At 64.7% G+C, this 16,273-nt stretch carries 8 protein-coding genes; 2 read left to right on the top strand and 6 right to left on the bottom strand.

Going from position 1 to position 16,273, the window contains the following annotated elements; all coding sequences use genetic code 11:
• Window positions 1-15 precede the first annotated feature (15 nt).
• Together treS and glgB are read left to right on the top strand one after the other, a co-directional pair.
• Window positions 16-3,333 (top strand): maltose alpha-D-glucosyltransferase, encoded by a 3,318-nt coding sequence (treS, locus tag ABRP30_RS09115; protein ID WP_349974505.1) that lies wholly within the window; start codon window positions 16-18, stop codon window positions 3,331-3,333.
• Window positions 3,334-5,544, top strand: a complete 2,211-nt coding sequence (glgB, locus tag ABRP30_RS09120; protein WP_267822583.1) for a 1,4-alpha-glucan branching protein GlgB — start codon at window positions 3,334-3,336, stop codon at window positions 5,542-5,544.
• 55 nt (window positions 5,545-5,599) lie between these two features.
• Here the strand turns inward: glgB and ABRP30_RS09125 are convergent, their stop codons facing one another.
• The 6 genes from ABRP30_RS09125 to treZ all read right to left on the bottom strand — a co-directional run bounded on the left by ABRP30_RS09125 (window position 5,600) and on the right by treZ (window position 16,267).
• The gene (locus ABRP30_RS09125; RefSeq protein WP_349974504.1) at window positions 5,600-6,676 is read right to left on the bottom strand and encodes an autotransporter outer membrane beta-barrel domain-containing protein; all 1,077 of its coding nucleotides are present in this window, start codon (window positions 6,674-6,676) and stop codon (window positions 5,600-5,602) included.
• Window positions 6,677-7,090: 414 nt separating this feature from the next.
• Entirely contained in the window at window positions 7,091-9,244 is a 2,154-nt protein-coding gene (glgX, locus tag ABRP30_RS09130) for a glycogen debranching protein GlgX (protein WP_267822588.1), read from the bottom strand.
• Between the two features lie 144 nt (window positions 9,245-9,388).
• Window positions 9,389-9,673 carry a DUF2934 domain-containing protein gene (locus tag ABRP30_RS09135; protein WP_241803298.1) on the bottom strand — a complete coding sequence of 95 codons (285 nt, stop codon included), beginning with the start codon at window positions 9,671-9,673 and terminating at the stop codon, window positions 9,389-9,391.
• Window positions 9,674-9,687: 14 nt separating this feature from the next.
• Window positions 9,688-12,462, bottom strand: a complete 2,775-nt coding sequence (locus ABRP30_RS09140) for a malto-oligosyltrehalose synthase (RefSeq protein WP_349974503.1) — start codon at window positions 12,460-12,462, stop codon at window positions 9,688-9,690.
• Window positions 12,459-14,528, bottom strand: coding sequence for a 4-alpha-glucanotransferase (malQ, locus tag ABRP30_RS09145; RefSeq protein ID WP_267822592.1), 2,070 nt, complete (start codon window positions 14,526-14,528; stop codon window positions 12,459-12,461). Before malQ ends, ABRP30_RS09140 begins: the two co-directional genes overlap by 4 nt.
• Window positions 14,525-16,267, bottom strand: coding sequence for a malto-oligosyltrehalose trehalohydrolase (gene treZ / locus ABRP30_RS09150; protein ID WP_267822594.1), 1,743 nt, complete (start codon window positions 16,265-16,267; stop codon window positions 14,525-14,527). The genes malQ and treZ overlap by 4 nt, the downstream gene beginning before the upstream one ends.
• Window positions 16,268-16,273: the final 6 nt, after the last annotated feature.

A 16,273-nucleotide genomic window follows, 5' to 3' on the forward strand; every position in this document is an offset into this window, starting at 1 on the left:
TGAAAGGAGTCGCACATGGCCAAGCGTTCCCGCCCGGCAGCCTTCCTCGACGACCCGTTGTGGTACAAGGACGCCGTGATCTACCAGTTGCATATCAAGTCGTTCTTCGATGCCAACAACGACGGCATCGGTGACTTCGCCGGCCTGATCAGCAAGCTCGATTACATCGCCGAACTGGGCGTCAATACGCTCTGGTTGTTGCCGTTCTACCCCTCGCCACGGCGCGACGACGGCTATGACATCGCTGAATACAAAGCCGTGCACCCCGACTACGGCAGCATGGCCGATGCCAGGCGGTTCATCGCCGAGGCGCACAAGCGCGGGCTACGGGTGATTACCGAGCTGGTCATCAATCACACCAGCGACCAGCACCCGTGGTTCCAGCGCGCACGCCATGCCAAGCGTGGCAGCAAGGCCCGCGACTTCTACGTGTGGTCGGACGACGACCAGAAATACGACGGTACGCGGATCATCTTCCTCGACACCGAGAAGTCCAACTGGACGTGGGACCCTGTGGCCGGCCAGTACTTCTGGCACCGCTTCTACTCGCACCAGCCGGACCTGAATTTCGACAACCCGCAAGTGCTCAAGGCGGTGATCGGGGTGATGCGCTTCTGGCTCGACCTGGGTGTCGACGGGCTGCGCCTGGACGCGATTCCCTACCTCATCGAGCGCGATGGCACCAACAACGAGAACCTGCCCGAGACCCACAAGGTGCTCAAGGCGATTCGTGCCGAAATCGATGCCAATTACCCCGACCGCATGCTGCTTGCCGAGGCCAACCAGTGGCCCGAGGACACGCGCCCGTACTTTGGCGAAGGTGACGGCGACGAGTGCCACATGGCGTTTCACTTCCCACTGATGCCGCGCATGTACATGGCCCTGGCCATGGAAGACCGCTTCCCAATCACCGACATCCTGCGCCAGACGCCAGAAATCCCGGCCAATTGCCAATGGGCGATCTTCCTGCGCAACCACGATGAGCTGACCCTGGAGATGGTCACCGATCGTGAGCGCGACTACCTGTGGAACTACTACGCGCAAGACCGCCGCGCGCGCATCAACCTGGGTATCCGCCGTCGCCTGGCGCCGTTGCTGCAACGTGACCGGCGGCGCATCGAACTGCTCACCAGCCTGCTGCTGTCGATGCCCGGCACGCCGACCCTGTACTACGGCGACGAACTGGGCATGGGTGACAACATCTACCTGGGCGACCGCGATGGTGTGCGTACCCCCATGCAGTGGTCGCCGGACCGTAATGGCGGTTTTTCCAAGGCCGACCCGCAGCGCCTGGTACTGCCGCCGATCATGGACCCGCTGTACGGCTACCAGACAGTCAACGTCGAGGCACAGTCCCACGACCCGCATTCGCTGCTCAACTGGAACCGCCGCCTGCTGGCGGTGCGCAACCAGCAGAAAGCCTTCGGCCGCGGCACCTTGCGTACGCTCACCCCGAGCAACCGCCGCATTCTGGCGTACATCCGCGAGTACACCGATGCCGAGGGCAACAGCGAAGTCATTCTGTGTGTTGCCAATGTGTCGCGTGCGGCCCAGGCCGCAGAACTTGAATTGTCCCAGTACGCCGACAAGGTGCCTGTAGAGATGCTCGGCGGCAGCGCCTTCCCGCCGATCGGCCAGCTGCCGTTCCTGCTGACGTTGCCACCTTATGCCTTCTACTGGTTCTTGCTGGCATCGCACGACCGCATGCCCAGCTGGCATGTGCAAGCTACCGAGGGGTTGCCAGAATTGACTACGCTAGTGCTGCGCAAACGTATGGAAGAGCTGCTCGAAGCGCCTTCGAGCGACACATTGCAAGACGCGATCCTGCCGCAATACCTGCCCAAACGGCGTTGGTTTGCCGGCAAGGAAGGGCCTGTCGATCAGGTGCGCCTGTGTTACGGCGTGCGTTTGGGCACCGCCACCACGCCGGTGCTGCTGAGCGAAATCGAAGTGTTGGGCGATGGGCAGCGTAACCGTTACCAGTTGCCGTTCGGGCTGCTGCCTGAAGACCAGATCAACAGCGCGTTGCCCCAGCAACTGGCGCTGTCGCGGGTACGCCGTGGCCGTCAGGTGGGCCTGATCACCGATGCCTTCGTGCTCGAGCCCTTCATCCGTGCGGTGCTGCGCGCCTGCCAGGACGGCCTGCGCCTGCCCTGTGGCAATGGCCAGGGCGAGTTGGGCTTCCACTGTACCGAAGCGTTGGCCGGCCTGGGCCTCGATGAAGACAGCGCGGTGCGCTACCTGAGCGCCGAGCAGTCCAACAGCTCTGTGGTGGTGGGCGACCGTGTGGTGCTCAAGCTGATCCGCCGGGTCAATCCGGGGGTTCACCCGGAGCTGGAAATGAGCGCTTACCTCACCGCCGCCGGGTTCACCAACATCTCGCCGCTGCTGGCCTGGGTCAGCCGCGTGGACGAGCGCCAGGCACCGCACCTGCTGATGATCGCCCAGGGTTACCTGAGCAACCAGGGCGACGCCTGGGCCTGGACCCAGAACACCCTGGAGCGGGCCATCCGCGACGAGATGGAACCGTCCAGTAAAGAGGGCGACGCGCATACCGACGCACTGGCCGAGCTCAACGGTTTTGCTGCCTTGCTTGGCCAGCGCCTGGGCGAGATGCACCTGCTGCTGGCCGCCCCGAGCGATGACCCCGCCTTCCGGCCGCGCAGCAGCGATGGCGAAGACAGCGAGCGCTGGGCCCAACAGATCAGCCGCGAGCTGTGCCATGCCTTGGACTTGCTGGCTCAGCACCGCGACAGCCTGGACGGCGATAGCCAGGCGTTGGTCGACGACCTGCAACAGCGCCGTGAAGGCCTTGCCCAGCACATCGCTACCTTGGCAAGGCAGGCCGAAGGCGGCCTGCTGATGCGTGTTCACGGTGACCTGCACCTGGGCCAGATACTGGTGGTGCAAGGGGATGCCTACCTCATCGATTTCGAAGGTGAGCCGTCGCGCCCGTTGGACGAGCGCCGGGCCAAACACAGCCCTTACAAGGATGTCAGCGGCGTTTTGCGATCCTTCGACTATGCTGCTGCGATGATCCTGCGCAGCGCCTCGGCGGTAGACGTGTCCGAGGCAGCACGGCAGGCTCGTCAGCGGGTCGCCCGGCAGTACCTGCACCAGTCGCGCCACGCCTTCGTCGAAGCCTACGGCCTGGCCACCGCCGCCATGCCTCACGCCTGGCAGCACGCCGAGGGCGAGCGCGCCGCACTGGAACTGTTCTGCCTGGAAAAGGCCGCCTACGAGATTACTTATGAAGCCGAGAACCGGCCAAGTTGGCTGGCCGTGCCTTTGCATGGCTTGCATGGATTGATCAGTACCTGGGGAGAGTCATAGATGAATGCAACCACGCGTGATAACGGTGGCCTTCGGCAGCGGGAGCTCGATGCCCTTGCCCGCGCCGAGCACGCCGATCCTTTTGCAGTACTTGGCCCCCATGGCGATGGCGCGGGCGGGCTGTGGGTCCGCGCCTATCTGCCAACTGCGCTGAGCGCCCGGGTGTTGAGCCGTGATGACGGGCGGGTGCTGGGCGAAATGCAGCAGGGCAGCCTGCCCGGGCTGTTCACCGCGCACCTGGATGATGCACAGCCCTACCTGCTGCAGATCGGCTGGGCCGGTGGCGAGCAGGTGACCGAAGACCCGTACAGCTTTGGCCCGCAGCTGGGAGACATGGACCTGCACCTGTTTGCCGAGGGCAACCACCGCGACCTGTCGGGGCGCTTTGGCGCACAGCCGACGCAGGTCGACGGCGTCGCTGGCGTGTGCTTTTCGGTCTGGGCGCCCAACGCCCGGCGCGTGTCGGTGGTGGGCGATTTCAACAATTGGGACGGCCGTCGCCACCCGATGCGCCTGCGGCACGGCGCCGGGGTGTGGGAGCTGTTCGTGCCGCGCCTGGGCGTCGGCGAAACCTACAAATTCGAGGTGCTGGGCAAGGAGGGCGTGCTGCCGCTGAAGGCCGACCCGCTTGCCCGCGCCACTGAGCTGCCGCCCAGCACTGCCTCGAAGGTGGCCGGCGAACTCAGCCATGACTGGCAAGACCACGAGTGGATGGAGCACCGCGCCCAGCGCCATGCCTACAGTGCCCCGCTGTCGATCTACGAACTGCACCCAGGCTCCTGGCAGTGCGAGCTCGACGACCTGGGTGAGGTGTCGCGCTTCTACAATTGGCGCGAACTGGCCGAGCGCCTTGTGCCCTACGTGCAGAAGCTCAACTTCACCCACATCGAGCTGCTGCCCATCATGGAGCACCCGTTCGGTGGCTCCTGGGGCTACCAGCCCTTGTCGATGTTCGCACCGACTTCGCGCTACGGCACGCCAGAAGATTTTGCGGCATTCATCGACGCCTGCCACCAAGGTGGCATCGGTGTGATCCTCGACTGGGTGCCGGCGCATTTCCCCACGGACGAGCATGGCCTGGCGCGCTTCGACGGCACGGCCCTTTACGAGTACGACAACCCTCTGGAGGGCTTCCACCAGGACTGGAACACCTTGATCTACAACCTGGGCCGCAATGAAGTGCGCGGTTTCATGCTGGCTTCGGCACTGCACTGGCTCAAGCACTTCCACATCGATGGCCTGCGGGTCGATGCGGTAGCCTCGATGCTTTACCGCGACTATTCGCGCAAGGCTGGCGAATGGGTGCCCAACCGCCATGGCGGGCGCGAGAACCTGGAGGCCATCGACTTCATCCGCCACCTCAACGGTGTAGCCGCCCATGAAGCCCCGGGTGCGCTGATCATCGCCGAGGAGTCCACCGCCTGGCCGGGTGTCAGCCAGCCCACCCAGCAAGGCGGCCTGGGCTTCGCCTACAAGTGGAACATGGGCTGGATGCACGACACCCTGCACTACATCCAGAACGACCCGGTGCACCGCAGCTATCACCACAATGAGATGAGCTTCGGCCTGATCTACGCCTATTCCGAGCATTTCATCCTGCCGATCTCCCACGACGAAGTGGTGCACGGCAAGCATTCGCTGATCGACAAGATGCCCGGCGATCGTTGGCAGAAGTTCGCCAACCTGCGCGCCTACCTGGCCTTCATGTGGACTCACCCGGGCAAGAAGCTGTTGTTCATGGGCTGTGAGTTCGGCCAATGGCGCGAGTGGAACCATGACCACCAGTTGGACTGGTACCTGCTGCAGTACCCAGAGCACCAGGGCGTGCAACGCCTGGTGGGTGACCTGAACCGGCTGTACCGTGAACTGCCGGCATTGCACGAGCAGGATTGCCAGCCGCAGGGGTTCCAGTGGCTCATCGGTGATGACGCGCAAAATTGTGTGTATGCCTGGCTGCGCTGGAGCAGCAATGGCGAGCCGCTGCTGGTGGTGGCCAACTTCACCCCGGTACCGCGCGAGGGGTATCGGATTGGGGTGCCGTTCGGGGAGCGTTGGCAGGAGCTGCTCAACAGCGATGCCGAGTTGTATGCCGGGTCGAATGTGGGCAACTTGGGCGCGGTGGAGAGTGACGAGGTCGCCAGCCACGGGCAACCGCTGTCGCTGGCACTGAACCTGCCGCCGCTGGGGGTACTGGTGCTCAAGCCTGTTTGATAGCGGGCTAGAGTCGGCCTTTTCGCGGGCTTGCCCCGCGAAAAGGCCACACTGATCACCAGCGCATCCTGACCCCCAGGCTGCCGATCAAACCATTCAGATCATTGTCATCCACATCACTGCTGTAATCGGCACTGACGAACAGCGCCATGGAAGGCGTCACGCGCGCCACCAGGCCCAACCCCAGTTCCACGGTCGTCGAATAGCGCGAGCCGGATATCTTGTCGACCTGGTCCAGCTTGACCTCGTCGGCATTGCTGAAGTCATACCAGACGTTGGTGCGCACATAGGGCTCGACCGGCATGCCCCGCACTTCGTAGCGCCCGGACAACTTGGCACCGACGCGGCCACTCCAGGTGGGTTGGCTATCAAACGCCTGCAGCGTCTCTTCCTGCACCTGGTTGCCCGGGAAGAACTGCTGGTTGATCAACTGTGCCTGTGGCTCGATCACCCAACTGCCACTGAGGCGGATCGGGTAACCACCCTCCACGGAAAAGGTCATCGCATGGCCGCTGTCGTTTACCCGCTGCCCAGTTTCGCCCCGGCCCAGCACATCGATGCGCGAGCCCATGGCGACAGCGTCCACGTGCCAGCCCTGGTCATGAGTCATGCTCCAGTACACCCCCAGGCTTTCGCCGCTGAGGTTGACGGCGTTGCGCTGCTTGTCACCGAGCAGTACCCGGCTGCCCTTCATGCTGCTCTGCAGGTTGTTGTGCCCCACGAATATCCCCGCGCGGTGCACGTTGCCGCCGCTGGTTTCACGCACGAACAGGTCCGGGCCAATGGTCAGTTGCTGGCTGGGTGCTTCCAGCTGTTCCGGGGCCTGGGCGCCCGGGCGGGGAGTGCCCGGGAAGAACTGCGCCCATTGGCTGGCAATCAGGTCGGGCGCCAGCGGGCCATGGCGTTCAGCCATCTTGTTGCTGAAGGCCGTCAGCGTGCCCAGGCTCAGGCCGCTGGCGCTGACCGGGTCCAGCGACAGTTGCGCCAGTGCTGGCTGCTGCAGGAACGAAGGTGAACCGGGATCGTCCAGCACTTCGAAGGCGAAGGTTTCCACCGGGGTTGCCAGAAGCATCGACGTGGAAACCGCGTAGAAAATACGGTCGAAGCGCAACGGGTTCGAGGTGTATTTCATGGCGGATCTCCTGTGTTTTTTTGTTGTACAGCCCAAGGACCTGGCCTGTTGTCACGAGCTGTACGGCAAAACACAGGGCGACCCAAACCAGTACGCCAGCTTTCTCAAGCACGCACGAAGGCGCGAGCTCACGGCCCGGCGCAATTTTTTTACGACTAGATAATCTTTAGCTAAGGAGAGGTGAGGGGTTGCGTCAAGAAAGTGTTAAAAGGGCGGGAAGGGCGGGTGCGTGGCGTTAACGTCATGATTTCTAGCGAAAACATCACTGGCATAGCGGCGTTCGCTATTTCATCCACCCTGGCTATGCCGAATCATTGCAAACGCCGCTGTTACGCCCGGTCTGGGCAGTGCGTCCAAGGTGGCACAGCCGGCCCTGAGATCCGTTCGGTTCAGGGCCGGTTAGCCAACGCCGGGTCAGTCCTCCTCGCGCTGCAGCACCATCAGCAGCATCGAGCGCCCCTGGACCTGGAACGTGCTCTCGAACGGCAAATGCTGGCCCTTGCGCAAGTCCGGCCGGTCGGTGTCCACCAGGCAGCTCCAGTAGTCACCGTCCGGTACCGTCGGCAGCAAGAAAGGCACCACATCGTGGTGACTGTTGACGATCAGCAGTACCGTGGCCTCCGAACCCGGGCGGGCGATGCCACTGACCTGGGCACGGCCGTCGATCAGCATGCCCAGGCAGCGGCCATGGGGGTCTTCCCACTGCTCCACGGTCATCTCGTTGCCGTCAGGCGCCAGCCAGGTCACGTCCTTGACCCCGATCGCCTCGTTGTAGTCGCCGACCAGAAAACGTGAGCGGCGCAGCACCGGGTAGGCCAGGCGCAGGCGAGTCAGGCGTTTGACGAAAGCCAGCAGGCTTTTGCCTTCTTCGTCCAGGTCCCAGTTGACCCAACCGATCTCGCTGTCCTGGCAGTAGGCATTGTTGTTGCCGTGCTGGGTGCGGCTGAACTCGTCGCCAGCGACGATCATCGGGGTGCCCTGGGCCAGCAGGAGGGTGGCGAAGAAGTTGCGCATCTGGCGCATGCGCAGGGCATTGATTTCAGGGTCGTCGGTGGGGCCTTCCGCGCCGCAGTTCCACGACAGGTTGTTGTCGGTGCCGTCCTGGTTGTTCTCGTCGTTGTCTTCGTTGTGCTTGCCGTTGTACGACACCAGGTCGCGCAGGGTGAAACCGTCGTGGGCGGTGATGAAGTTGACCGAGGCATAAGGGCGCCGGCCGCGGTTGTTGAACATGTCGCCAGAGGCGGTCATGCGCGAAGCAAAGTCGGCCAGTTGGCCTTCGTCGCCTTTCCAGAAGGCGCGTACGGTGTCACGGAAGCGGTCGTTCCACTCCGCCCAGCCCGGTGCGAAGTTGCCCACCTGATAGCCCCCTGGGCCACAGTCCCATGGCTCGGCGATCAGCTTCACCTGGCTGAGCATCGGGTCCTGGCGGCAGGCGACGAGGAAGCCGTGGCGTTCGCTGTAGCCGTCGTGGTAGCGGCCCAGGATGGTGGCCAGGTCAAAGCGGAAACCGTCCACGTGCATTTCGCCAGCCCAGTAGCGCAGCGAGTCGGTCACCAGTTGCAGCACGCAGGGGTGGCTGAGGTCCAGGGTGTTGCCGGTGCCCGAATCGTTGATGTAGTAGCGTTTGTCATCGGGCATCAGCCGGTAGTACGAGGCGTTGTCGATGCCGCGCATGGACAGGGTCGGGCCGCGCTCGTTGCCCTCGGCGGTGTGGTTGTAGACCACATCGAGGATCACTTCGAGGCCGGCGTCGTGCAGGTGCGCGACCATTTCCTTGAACTCGGCGATCTTGCCACTGGCCAGGTAGCGCGGGTGCGGTGCGAAGAAGGCGATGCTGTTGTAGCCCCAGTAGTTGTTCAGGCCTTTGTCCAGCAGATGCTGGTCATTGACGAAGGCGTGGATCGGCAACAGCTCGATGCTTGAAACGCCTAGGTCCTTGATGTGCTTGAGCAACTCGTCATTGGCAAGGCCGGCGAAGGTGCCGCGCAGTTTTTCCGGCACGGCCGGGTGGCGCATGCTGATACCGCGGGCATGCGCTTCGTAGATGATGGTGCGCTCCCAGGGAATTTGTACGCGCTCATCGCGGCCCCAAGTGAAGGCCGGGTCGATGACTTTGCATTTGGGCACGAAGGGCGCGCTGTCGCGCTCGTCGAACGACAGGTCACCGTCGGGGTGGCCGATGGTGTAGCCGAACAGCGCCTCGGACCATTTCAGGCTGCCGACCAGTTGCTTGGCGTACGGGTCGATCAGCAGTTTATTGGGGTTGAAACGGTGGCCGTTCTCCGGCTCGTAGGGGCCATAGACTCGGTAGCCGTACACCAGGCCGGGGTGGGCGTCAGGCAGATAGCCGTGGTAGATCTCATCGGTGTACTCCGGCAGCTCGATGCGCTCGAGCTCCTGCTCCCCCGTGGAATCGAACAGGCACAGTTCGACCTTGGTGGCGTTGGCTGAGAACAGGGCGAAGTTGACGCCCAGCCCATCCCAGGTGGCGCCGAGCGGGAACGGCATGCCTTCGCGCAGGCGGGACGGTGCTATGGAACGGGTTTTCTTGGGAATACGGGGGCTCATGGCAGTTCTCGAATAGCCGTAGGGGAGGGGCGGATGGTGCTTGAGGTGCGGCCCTATCGCCGGCTTGCCGGCGCCCGCAGCAATCCCAGGGTGTTGCAGAATTCTGTGGGAGCCGGCTTGCCGGCGATAGGGCCGGGGGCTGGCTTAGCCAGCAGCCGGCTTCTTCGCTGTCTTGGGTTTTTTCGCAGCGGCCGGTTTCACCCCGGGCAGTGCAGCTGCCTTGGGTTCGGCAGGCGCTTTGGGCTGCGCTGCAACCTTGGGCTTGGCGGCAGCCTTCTTGCGCGGCGCAGCCTTGGGCGCCAACGCCTCGGCTTCGGCCAGCTTGCGGGCCATGTCCCAGTGGCGTTGTTCCTCGCCTACAGGCTTACCCTCAGACTCCCAGATCTGGTAGGCAAATTCGCGAATACGTTTTTCATCGACACTCATCATGACGCTCCTGATGCTCAAGATTGTTGTATCAACACATTGACCGGAAATTCCGATAGTACGGCGCTCAACATCAGCTCCTTTGAAGGGCTGACCACCGCGCTAGGGAAAAGTCCCATCGAGTTGGCAGGCGACAAGGCAAACGGCAATATCACCCGGGTGTCGTCCCAGTTCTGTGCCGGGATCAACGGTGTCGAAGCGCCGCCCAACAGGCCGCTGGCCAAGCGCGGGGCAATGACGATGGCGCGGTGGTCCTCACCCAGCCGGGCGAAGGCCAGCACCTTGTCGGCATGGCGCCCCTGCACGGTCAGCGGCAGGTAGGCACCACGGCGGAACAGTTCGGCATGGGCCTGCCGACAATCCAGCAGCCGTGCCAGCAGCGCCTGCTTGATGCGGCCGTCGCGCCAGTGCGCCAGCAGCTCGGTCACCGGCAGGGCGTCATCAAGCGTGCAGCGCCTTTGAGCGTAGTCCACCGGGCGGCGGTTGTCGGGGTCTACCAGGCTGAAATCCCAGTACTCATTGCCCTGATAAAGGTCCGGCACGCCGGGTACGGTGCTGCGCAGCAGCGCCTGGACCAGGCCATTCAGAGCGCCGGGGGTGGCGATCAAGTGTGCGGCGTCGGCCAGGGACTGGCGCAACTGCTGGTTCTCGCGGCCGAGCAGCAGGCCATCGACGTAGGCCGCGCAGGCGCCCTCATACGCCTCGTTAGGGGCGTTCCAGCTGCTGCGCAGCTTGGCTTCACGCAGCGCTTTCTGCTGCCATTGGCGGATGCGCCCGGCATAGTGCTGCAGGGCGTTATCGTCGTGCAGGTCAAGGTCCAGGGGCCAACTGCCCAGCAGCGTCTGCAACAGCAGTAGCTCGTCGCCCGGGCTTGGCGCAATGCCGTCTTCCAGCTGTTCACGCAGCGGTGCAGCCAGCTCGCGCCAATGCTCCACGCGGCTGGCGAACCAAGGGCCGCGCTCACTGAGCACCGCCAGCCGCGCGCGGGTGTCTTCGCCGCGTTTGTGGTCATGGGTGGCGGTGGCCAGCAGGTTGTCGGGGAAGTCGCGCAGGCGGCGCTGGGCCTCGTTGTGGAAGTGTTCGGGGCCGGCACTGAAACGCTCGGCCTCGAAGCCTACGTCGTTGCGCGACAGCAGGCGCGCCGAGCGGTAGAAGGTGGTGTCTTCCACGGCCTTGGCGGCGCTGGGCGCGGTGAGCTGCTGAAAGCGCACGCAGGCATGGCGCAGGTGTTTGCGCTGTCGGCCAGGAGGCAGCCTGCGCCACCCCTGGCCGCCAAGCCACTGCTCAAGCTGCTCGAGCAATGGCCAGTCCGCGTCGCTGAGGTCCTGGCGGGCATTGGCCAGGGCCTGCTGGAAGAATTTCTCGTCTTCGGCCGGGCGGCCGCAGGCATTGAAGTACGTGCGGTACACCGGATAGTGGGCGACCAGAGCTTGCAAGGCGCGGCGTATCGCCCCAAGGGTCAGGTCGCGGGTCATCAGGTCATCGCGCGCGACTTGCAGCAGCGCCTGGGCCACCGACTCACAGTCGCCGGCCAGGCTGGCATTGAGCACCAGATGCCGAGCCTGGCGTACTTCCTCCTCGAAGTCCGGCCGCTCGCTGACAGTGGCCCACAGTTCGGTCAACGGGGCTTCGCCTGCGGGGTCGTGCTGCAGCAGCGAGACCTGGTTCATGAACTCGTAGCCGGTGGTGCCGTCGGTGAGCCAATCACGGTGCAGGTGTTCTTCGCTGCCAAGGATCTTCTCGACGTAGATCGGGAAATGCTCGAGCGCTGCATCGAGGGGGCGCTTGGCCAGCAGGCCGTCGACCCGCCGGCGCAGCTTGCGGCAATAGCCGCGAGGGTCGGCCAGGCCGTCGATATGATCGATACGCAGGCCGTCGACCAGGCCGCGCTCGATCAGCTCGAACAGCTTGGCATGGGTCGCCTCGAACACTACCGAGCGCTCTACGCGCAAACCGCCCAGCTCGTTGATGTCGAAGAACCGTCGCCAGTTGATGTCGTCGGCGGCAGTGCGCCAGCTGGCCAGCCGGTAGGTTTGCCGTTCAAGGAGCAGGTGCAGGCGCTGCAGGCCGCTCTCGGTGCGGCTGTCGAAGGCCAGCAGTGCAGACTGCAGGTCAGCGCCGTCGCGCACCAGACGGGCCAGTTCGGCCTGCACCGGCACCGCGGCTGCCAGCGGGTCGGCGGCATCGTTCAGTGCGGTGAAGTGTTCGGCCAGCCGCTGCAGGGCAGGCTCGGGGCTCAGCGAAAGAATCCAGCCATAGTCGACCGGGCAGATCGGGAAGCGGTGCTCGTAATGGGCCACCTGCAGCACGCCAGTGCGCGCGTCGAATTCCAGCGGTATTTCGCCATTTTTCAGCGCGGCGCCATAGTCGCAGCCCAAAAAGGGCAACAACAGCTGGCCGGCCAGCAGTGGGTCGCTGGAGTGCCACTGGATATCGAAGAATTCGGCGTAGGGGCTACGCCGGCCCCACGCCAGCAGGCTCTGCCACCACGGGTTGTCCGCGCCGCCGACGGCCATGTGATTGGACACGGTATCCAGGATCAGCCCCATGCCGTGCTGGCGCAAGGCGGCCACCAGCCGCTGCAGCGCAGCCTCGCCGCCGAGCTCTGGGTTGACTTGGGTCGGGTCGACCACATCGTAGCCGTGACGTGAACCGGCGCGCGCCTTGAGGATGGGCGAGGCGTACAGGTGGGTGATGCCCAATTGGGCAAAGTAGGGCACCAGCGGCAGTGCGTGGTCGAGGGTGAAATCGCTGTGAAACTGCAGGCGCAGGGTGGCGGACAACGGCTTCATTGATCACGCTCCCAGGCTTGCTCGCGGGCCTGGGCCAACAGCTCCAGGCGGCGTGCGGCATCTTCATGGTCGAGCAGTTCGCGCACCGGCAGCGCGAATCGTCGGCGCCAGTTGGGGTGGCCTTCGGTCGTGCCGGGGAAGTTGGGTTGCTCTTCACTGCCGAGCAGGTCTTCGAGCGGGATCAGCACCAGCGGTGCGCGGGTGTGACCAACGTAACGGATGGCAGCATCGATCAAGTGGTCGTTATCCTTTAGTGGGCCGTAATTGGCTTCAAGCGTGCGGCGCAGGCCGTCACGCTCTTTCTGTCGCGCCTGACGCCAGTGCAGCTCGGTGGCGTCATCGATCAGTTGCAGGCGCTGGCTCCAGTCGATGTCGCGGTTTTGCAGCCAGCCGGCCAGCGGCGCCAGGTCGTGGGTGCCGGTGGTGGCCAGGGCTTTGTCTGGCCAGTCGAGGATCGGCGTGAAGTGGCCCGGCTGGGCCTGCTCGAAAGGCAGCACGCGCATGCCCAGCACGGCCTTGTCCGCCAGCTGTTCGCGCAGGCCTTCAGGTACCGTGCCCAGGTCTTCACCCAGGACGACTGCCTGGTGCCGCACCGACTCAAGGGCCAACAGGCGCAGCAGGTCCTGCAGCGGATAATGCAGGTAGGCCCCTTCGTTGGGCTTGCAGCCACGGGGGATCAGCCACAGGCGGCGCAGCCCCATCACATGGTCGATGCGCAAGCCGCCGGCGTGGGCCAGGTTGGCCCGCAACATTTCGATGAAGGCGCGGTAGCCATTGCGTTTGAGGCCTTCGGGCGAGAAGGCGCAGATGCCCCAGTCCTGGCCGCTGCGGTTGAGGATGTCCGGAGGAGCACCCACATTCAGGTCGGCCAGCAGCTCGTCCTGGCGGCTCCAGGCCTGGCTGCCGGCACCGTCGGCGCCCACCGCCAGGTCGGCGATCAGGCCGACCGCCATGCCGTTGCTTCGGGCGGCCTCCTGGGCACGCTGCAGGCTGCGCTCGGTCAGCCACTGGCAGAAGGCATGGAACTCGACCTTGGCTGGATAGGCGCTGGCGAAGGCCTCCACTTCCGGGTGATAGGGGTCGTGCCAGGCGCTCGGCCAGTTGCGCCAATCGGCGCCCAGGCCGTCGTCCACGGCTCGTGCCTGCAGCACTTCGAAGCGGCAGTGGTGCTCCAGCGCCTGGCCAGCGGCCTCGCGGAAGCTCTCGAAGTCCTTGCGCAGCGGGTGCTCGGCCTGGCTGAAATTCTGGTACAGGGCGTCGAGCAGGCGCAGGCGGGCGCCGGCAGCGCGTGGCCAGTCGACCAGCGGGCTCTGCTCGAGGTCTTCCAGGGTTTGCTCCAGGCCGCAGGCCTCCACAGCCATGCGCACGGCACGTTCACCGAGCACGGCAGCGGGGCTGGCATACAGGGGGTTGAGCAGCAGGCGGCTGGAGGGGGAGTAGGGGCTGTAGTGCTGCTGGTCGTGCGCTGACAGGGCGTGGATGGGGCTGATGGCGAGGGCATCGGCACCCCGTTCCGCGGCGCTGCGCGCCAGTTGCTCCAAGGCCAGGCAGTCGCCGTAGCCGCCATCACCAGGGCGGCGCAGGCTGTAGAGCTGCGCCGCAATGCCCCAGCAGCGCGGTGGCGGTTGGTCGACAGCGTCCTCCAGGCTGTGACAACGCAGCGGTGCCACCGCCACTGTGAACGTGCGGCCATCGATGTCCACTTGGTGATAGCCCAAGGGCAGTTCGCCAGGCAGTTGTGCCTGGCTGTCGAGGGTAAGCGCGAGCTGGCTGTGGTCTTCCAGGGTGCAGCGGGCGGCGCTGCCTGCGCTGAAGTAACGTGCCAATTCCAGTGGCCGGCCCAGGTCGGCGGTCAACAGCGGCGGTAAGTGTTCGCTGTCTTGGGCGACGCCCACAGCGTGCAGGCTGTCCTGGATGGCGCTTTCGTCACTGGCGGGGTGCCCAAGCGCCTCGAGGACCTTGCGCAGCACGTCGTCGCTAACCTGTTGTGGCCTGTCGTTGGCGTCGATCCAGTCGCGGGCCAGCCCTACGCGGGCGGCCAGGCGGTGTAATGCAGTGTCACTCATGGGCGCTCCTGGCCAGGTGCAAGCAGGCTGACCACGCAGCTGTACGCAGACAGTGCGGTGTCAGGGTGCGTGGTGTCGCTACTGTCGAACAGGCGGTGCTCGGCAGGAGGCAGGTCGACCGGTTGTGGCGTGGAGGCCAGGTTCAGGTCGATGCGCAGGGTGTCGCCATTGCCAAGGCGCCAGCGTGCGGTAAGTGCCTTCTCGCCCAGTACCTCGGCGCCCAGCGCACGGCTGCCAGGCAGGTGCGGTATGACGTGGCGCCGGCGCAGTTCCAGCAGTTGCTGATAAAGGCCGTGCCAGCCGGCGATGACTTCCTGACGCTGTGGCCTTGAGGCCTGGAATGTCTGCTCGGCATTGGGGTCCGGGATGCGCTCGCGTTGCGCGGGGTCGGCAAAGGCGGTGAAGTGGGCGAATTCGCCACGCCGCCCTTCGCGCACGGCATCCGCCAGCTCGTCATGGAAGTCGGTGAAGAACAGAAATGGCCGGCAACTGCCATCTTCGTCACCCATGAACAGCAGCGGGATCATCGGCGCCAGCAGCAGCAGGCCGGTCGCGGCGCGCAGGGCAGGGGCCGGGCACAGGCGGGTCAGGCGTTCGCCCAAGGCGCGGTTGCCAATCTGGTCGTGGTTTTGTAGGAACAGGACGAACGAACTGGGCTCAAGGTGGCCACTGGGTTCGCCGCGCGGTTGGCCATGGCGGTTGGCCTGGCCCTGGAACACGAAGCCTTCGGACAGGCAGCGGGCCAGCTTCTCGATCGGTTGTTGCTGGTAGTCGGCGTAGTACCCTTCGGTTTCACCCGTGAGCAACACATGCAGGGCATTGTGGCCATCGTCGTTCCATTGGGCGTCGAAGCCCTGTTCCAGCAAGAACGCCTGGTTATGCTCATTCTCCAGCATCAGCCACACCTGCCGGCCAGGCTCCACCGCCGCGCGTACCCGTTGCGCCAGTTCGATGAGGAAGTCGGGCTGGTCGATGGCATGCACGGCATCCAGGCGCAGGCCGTCGCAGCGGTAGTCGCACAGCCACATCAGGGCGTTCTGGATGAAGAACTCACGCACCTCTGGCCGGCGGAAGTCGATGGCTGCGCCCCAGGGCGTCTGCCGGTCTTCACGGAAGAACGGGCTAGCGTACTGGTGCAGGTAGTTGCCGTCCGGGCCGAAGTGGTTATAGACCACATCCACCACCACCATCAGGCCCTGGCCGTGGGCGTCATCGACCAGCGCGCACAATTGCTCAGGGCTGCCGTAGCTGTGCTGCGGCGCGTATGGCAGCACGCCGTCGTAGCCCCAGTTGCGCTCGCCAGGGAACTGCCCGAGTGGCATCAGCTCAACGGCAGTGATGCCCAGCTCGGCCAGGCGAGGCAGGTAACGGCTGACACCCGAGAACCCTTCGAGCACCCCCACATGCAATTCCTGAATGACCGCTTCGTGCCAAGGGCGCCCTTGCCAGGGATGCTGCCAGGCATAGGCCTGGGTATCCACCAATTGGCTTGGACCCTGTACGCCTTCGGGCTGGTAGCGCGAGGCCGGATCGGCCACCTGCAGCTCGCCGTCGATGCGGTAATGGTAACGGTCACCGGGCTGGCACGGGGCAACCCCCGTAAACCAGCCGTTTGCGTCGGGCAGCAGCTCGATCGGCGGCTGCTGCTCCAGTTCCAAGCTCACGCTGCGCGCATCCGGCGCCCATAGGGCGAAGCGCGCCGACGTGGCGTCCAGCATTTGTGCGCCATGCCTGTGCATCTTCGA

It is taken from the genome of Pseudomonas sp. WHRI 8519, from assembly GCF_040224055.2.
In the GTDB taxonomy this organism is placed as follows: domain Bacteria; phylum Pseudomonadota; class Gammaproteobacteria; order Pseudomonadales; family Pseudomonadaceae; genus Aquipseudomonas; species Aquipseudomonas putida_X.

Coding starts and splice junctions, on each gene's coding strand:
- treS (WP_349974505.1), top strand. CDS start 16: ATGGCCAAGCGTTCCCGCCCGGCAGCCTTCCTCGACGACCCGTTGTGG.
- glgB (WP_267822583.1), top strand. CDS start 3,334: ATGAATGCAACCACGCGTGATAACGGTGGCCTTCGGCAGCGGGAGCTC.
- ABRP30_RS09125 (WP_349974504.1), bottom strand. CDS start 6,676: ATGAAATACACCTCGAACCCGTTGCGCTTCGACCGTATTTTCTACGCG.
- glgX (WP_267822588.1), bottom strand. CDS start 9,244: ATGAGCCCCCGTATTCCCAAGAAAACCCGTTCCATAGCACCGTCCCGC.
- ABRP30_RS09135 (WP_241803298.1), bottom strand. CDS start 9,673: ATGATGAGTGTCGATGAAAAACGTATTCGCGAATTTGCCTACCAGATC.
- ABRP30_RS09140 (WP_349974503.1), bottom strand. CDS start 12,462: ATGAAGCCGTTGTCCGCCACCCTGCGCCTGCAGTTTCACAGCGATTTC.
- malQ (WP_267822592.1), bottom strand. CDS start 14,528: ATGAGTGACACTGCATTACACCGCCTGGCCGCCCGCGTAGGGCTGGCC.
- treZ (WP_267822594.1), bottom strand. CDS start 16,267: ATGCACAGGCATGGCGCACAAATGCTGGACGCCACGTCGGCGCGCTTC.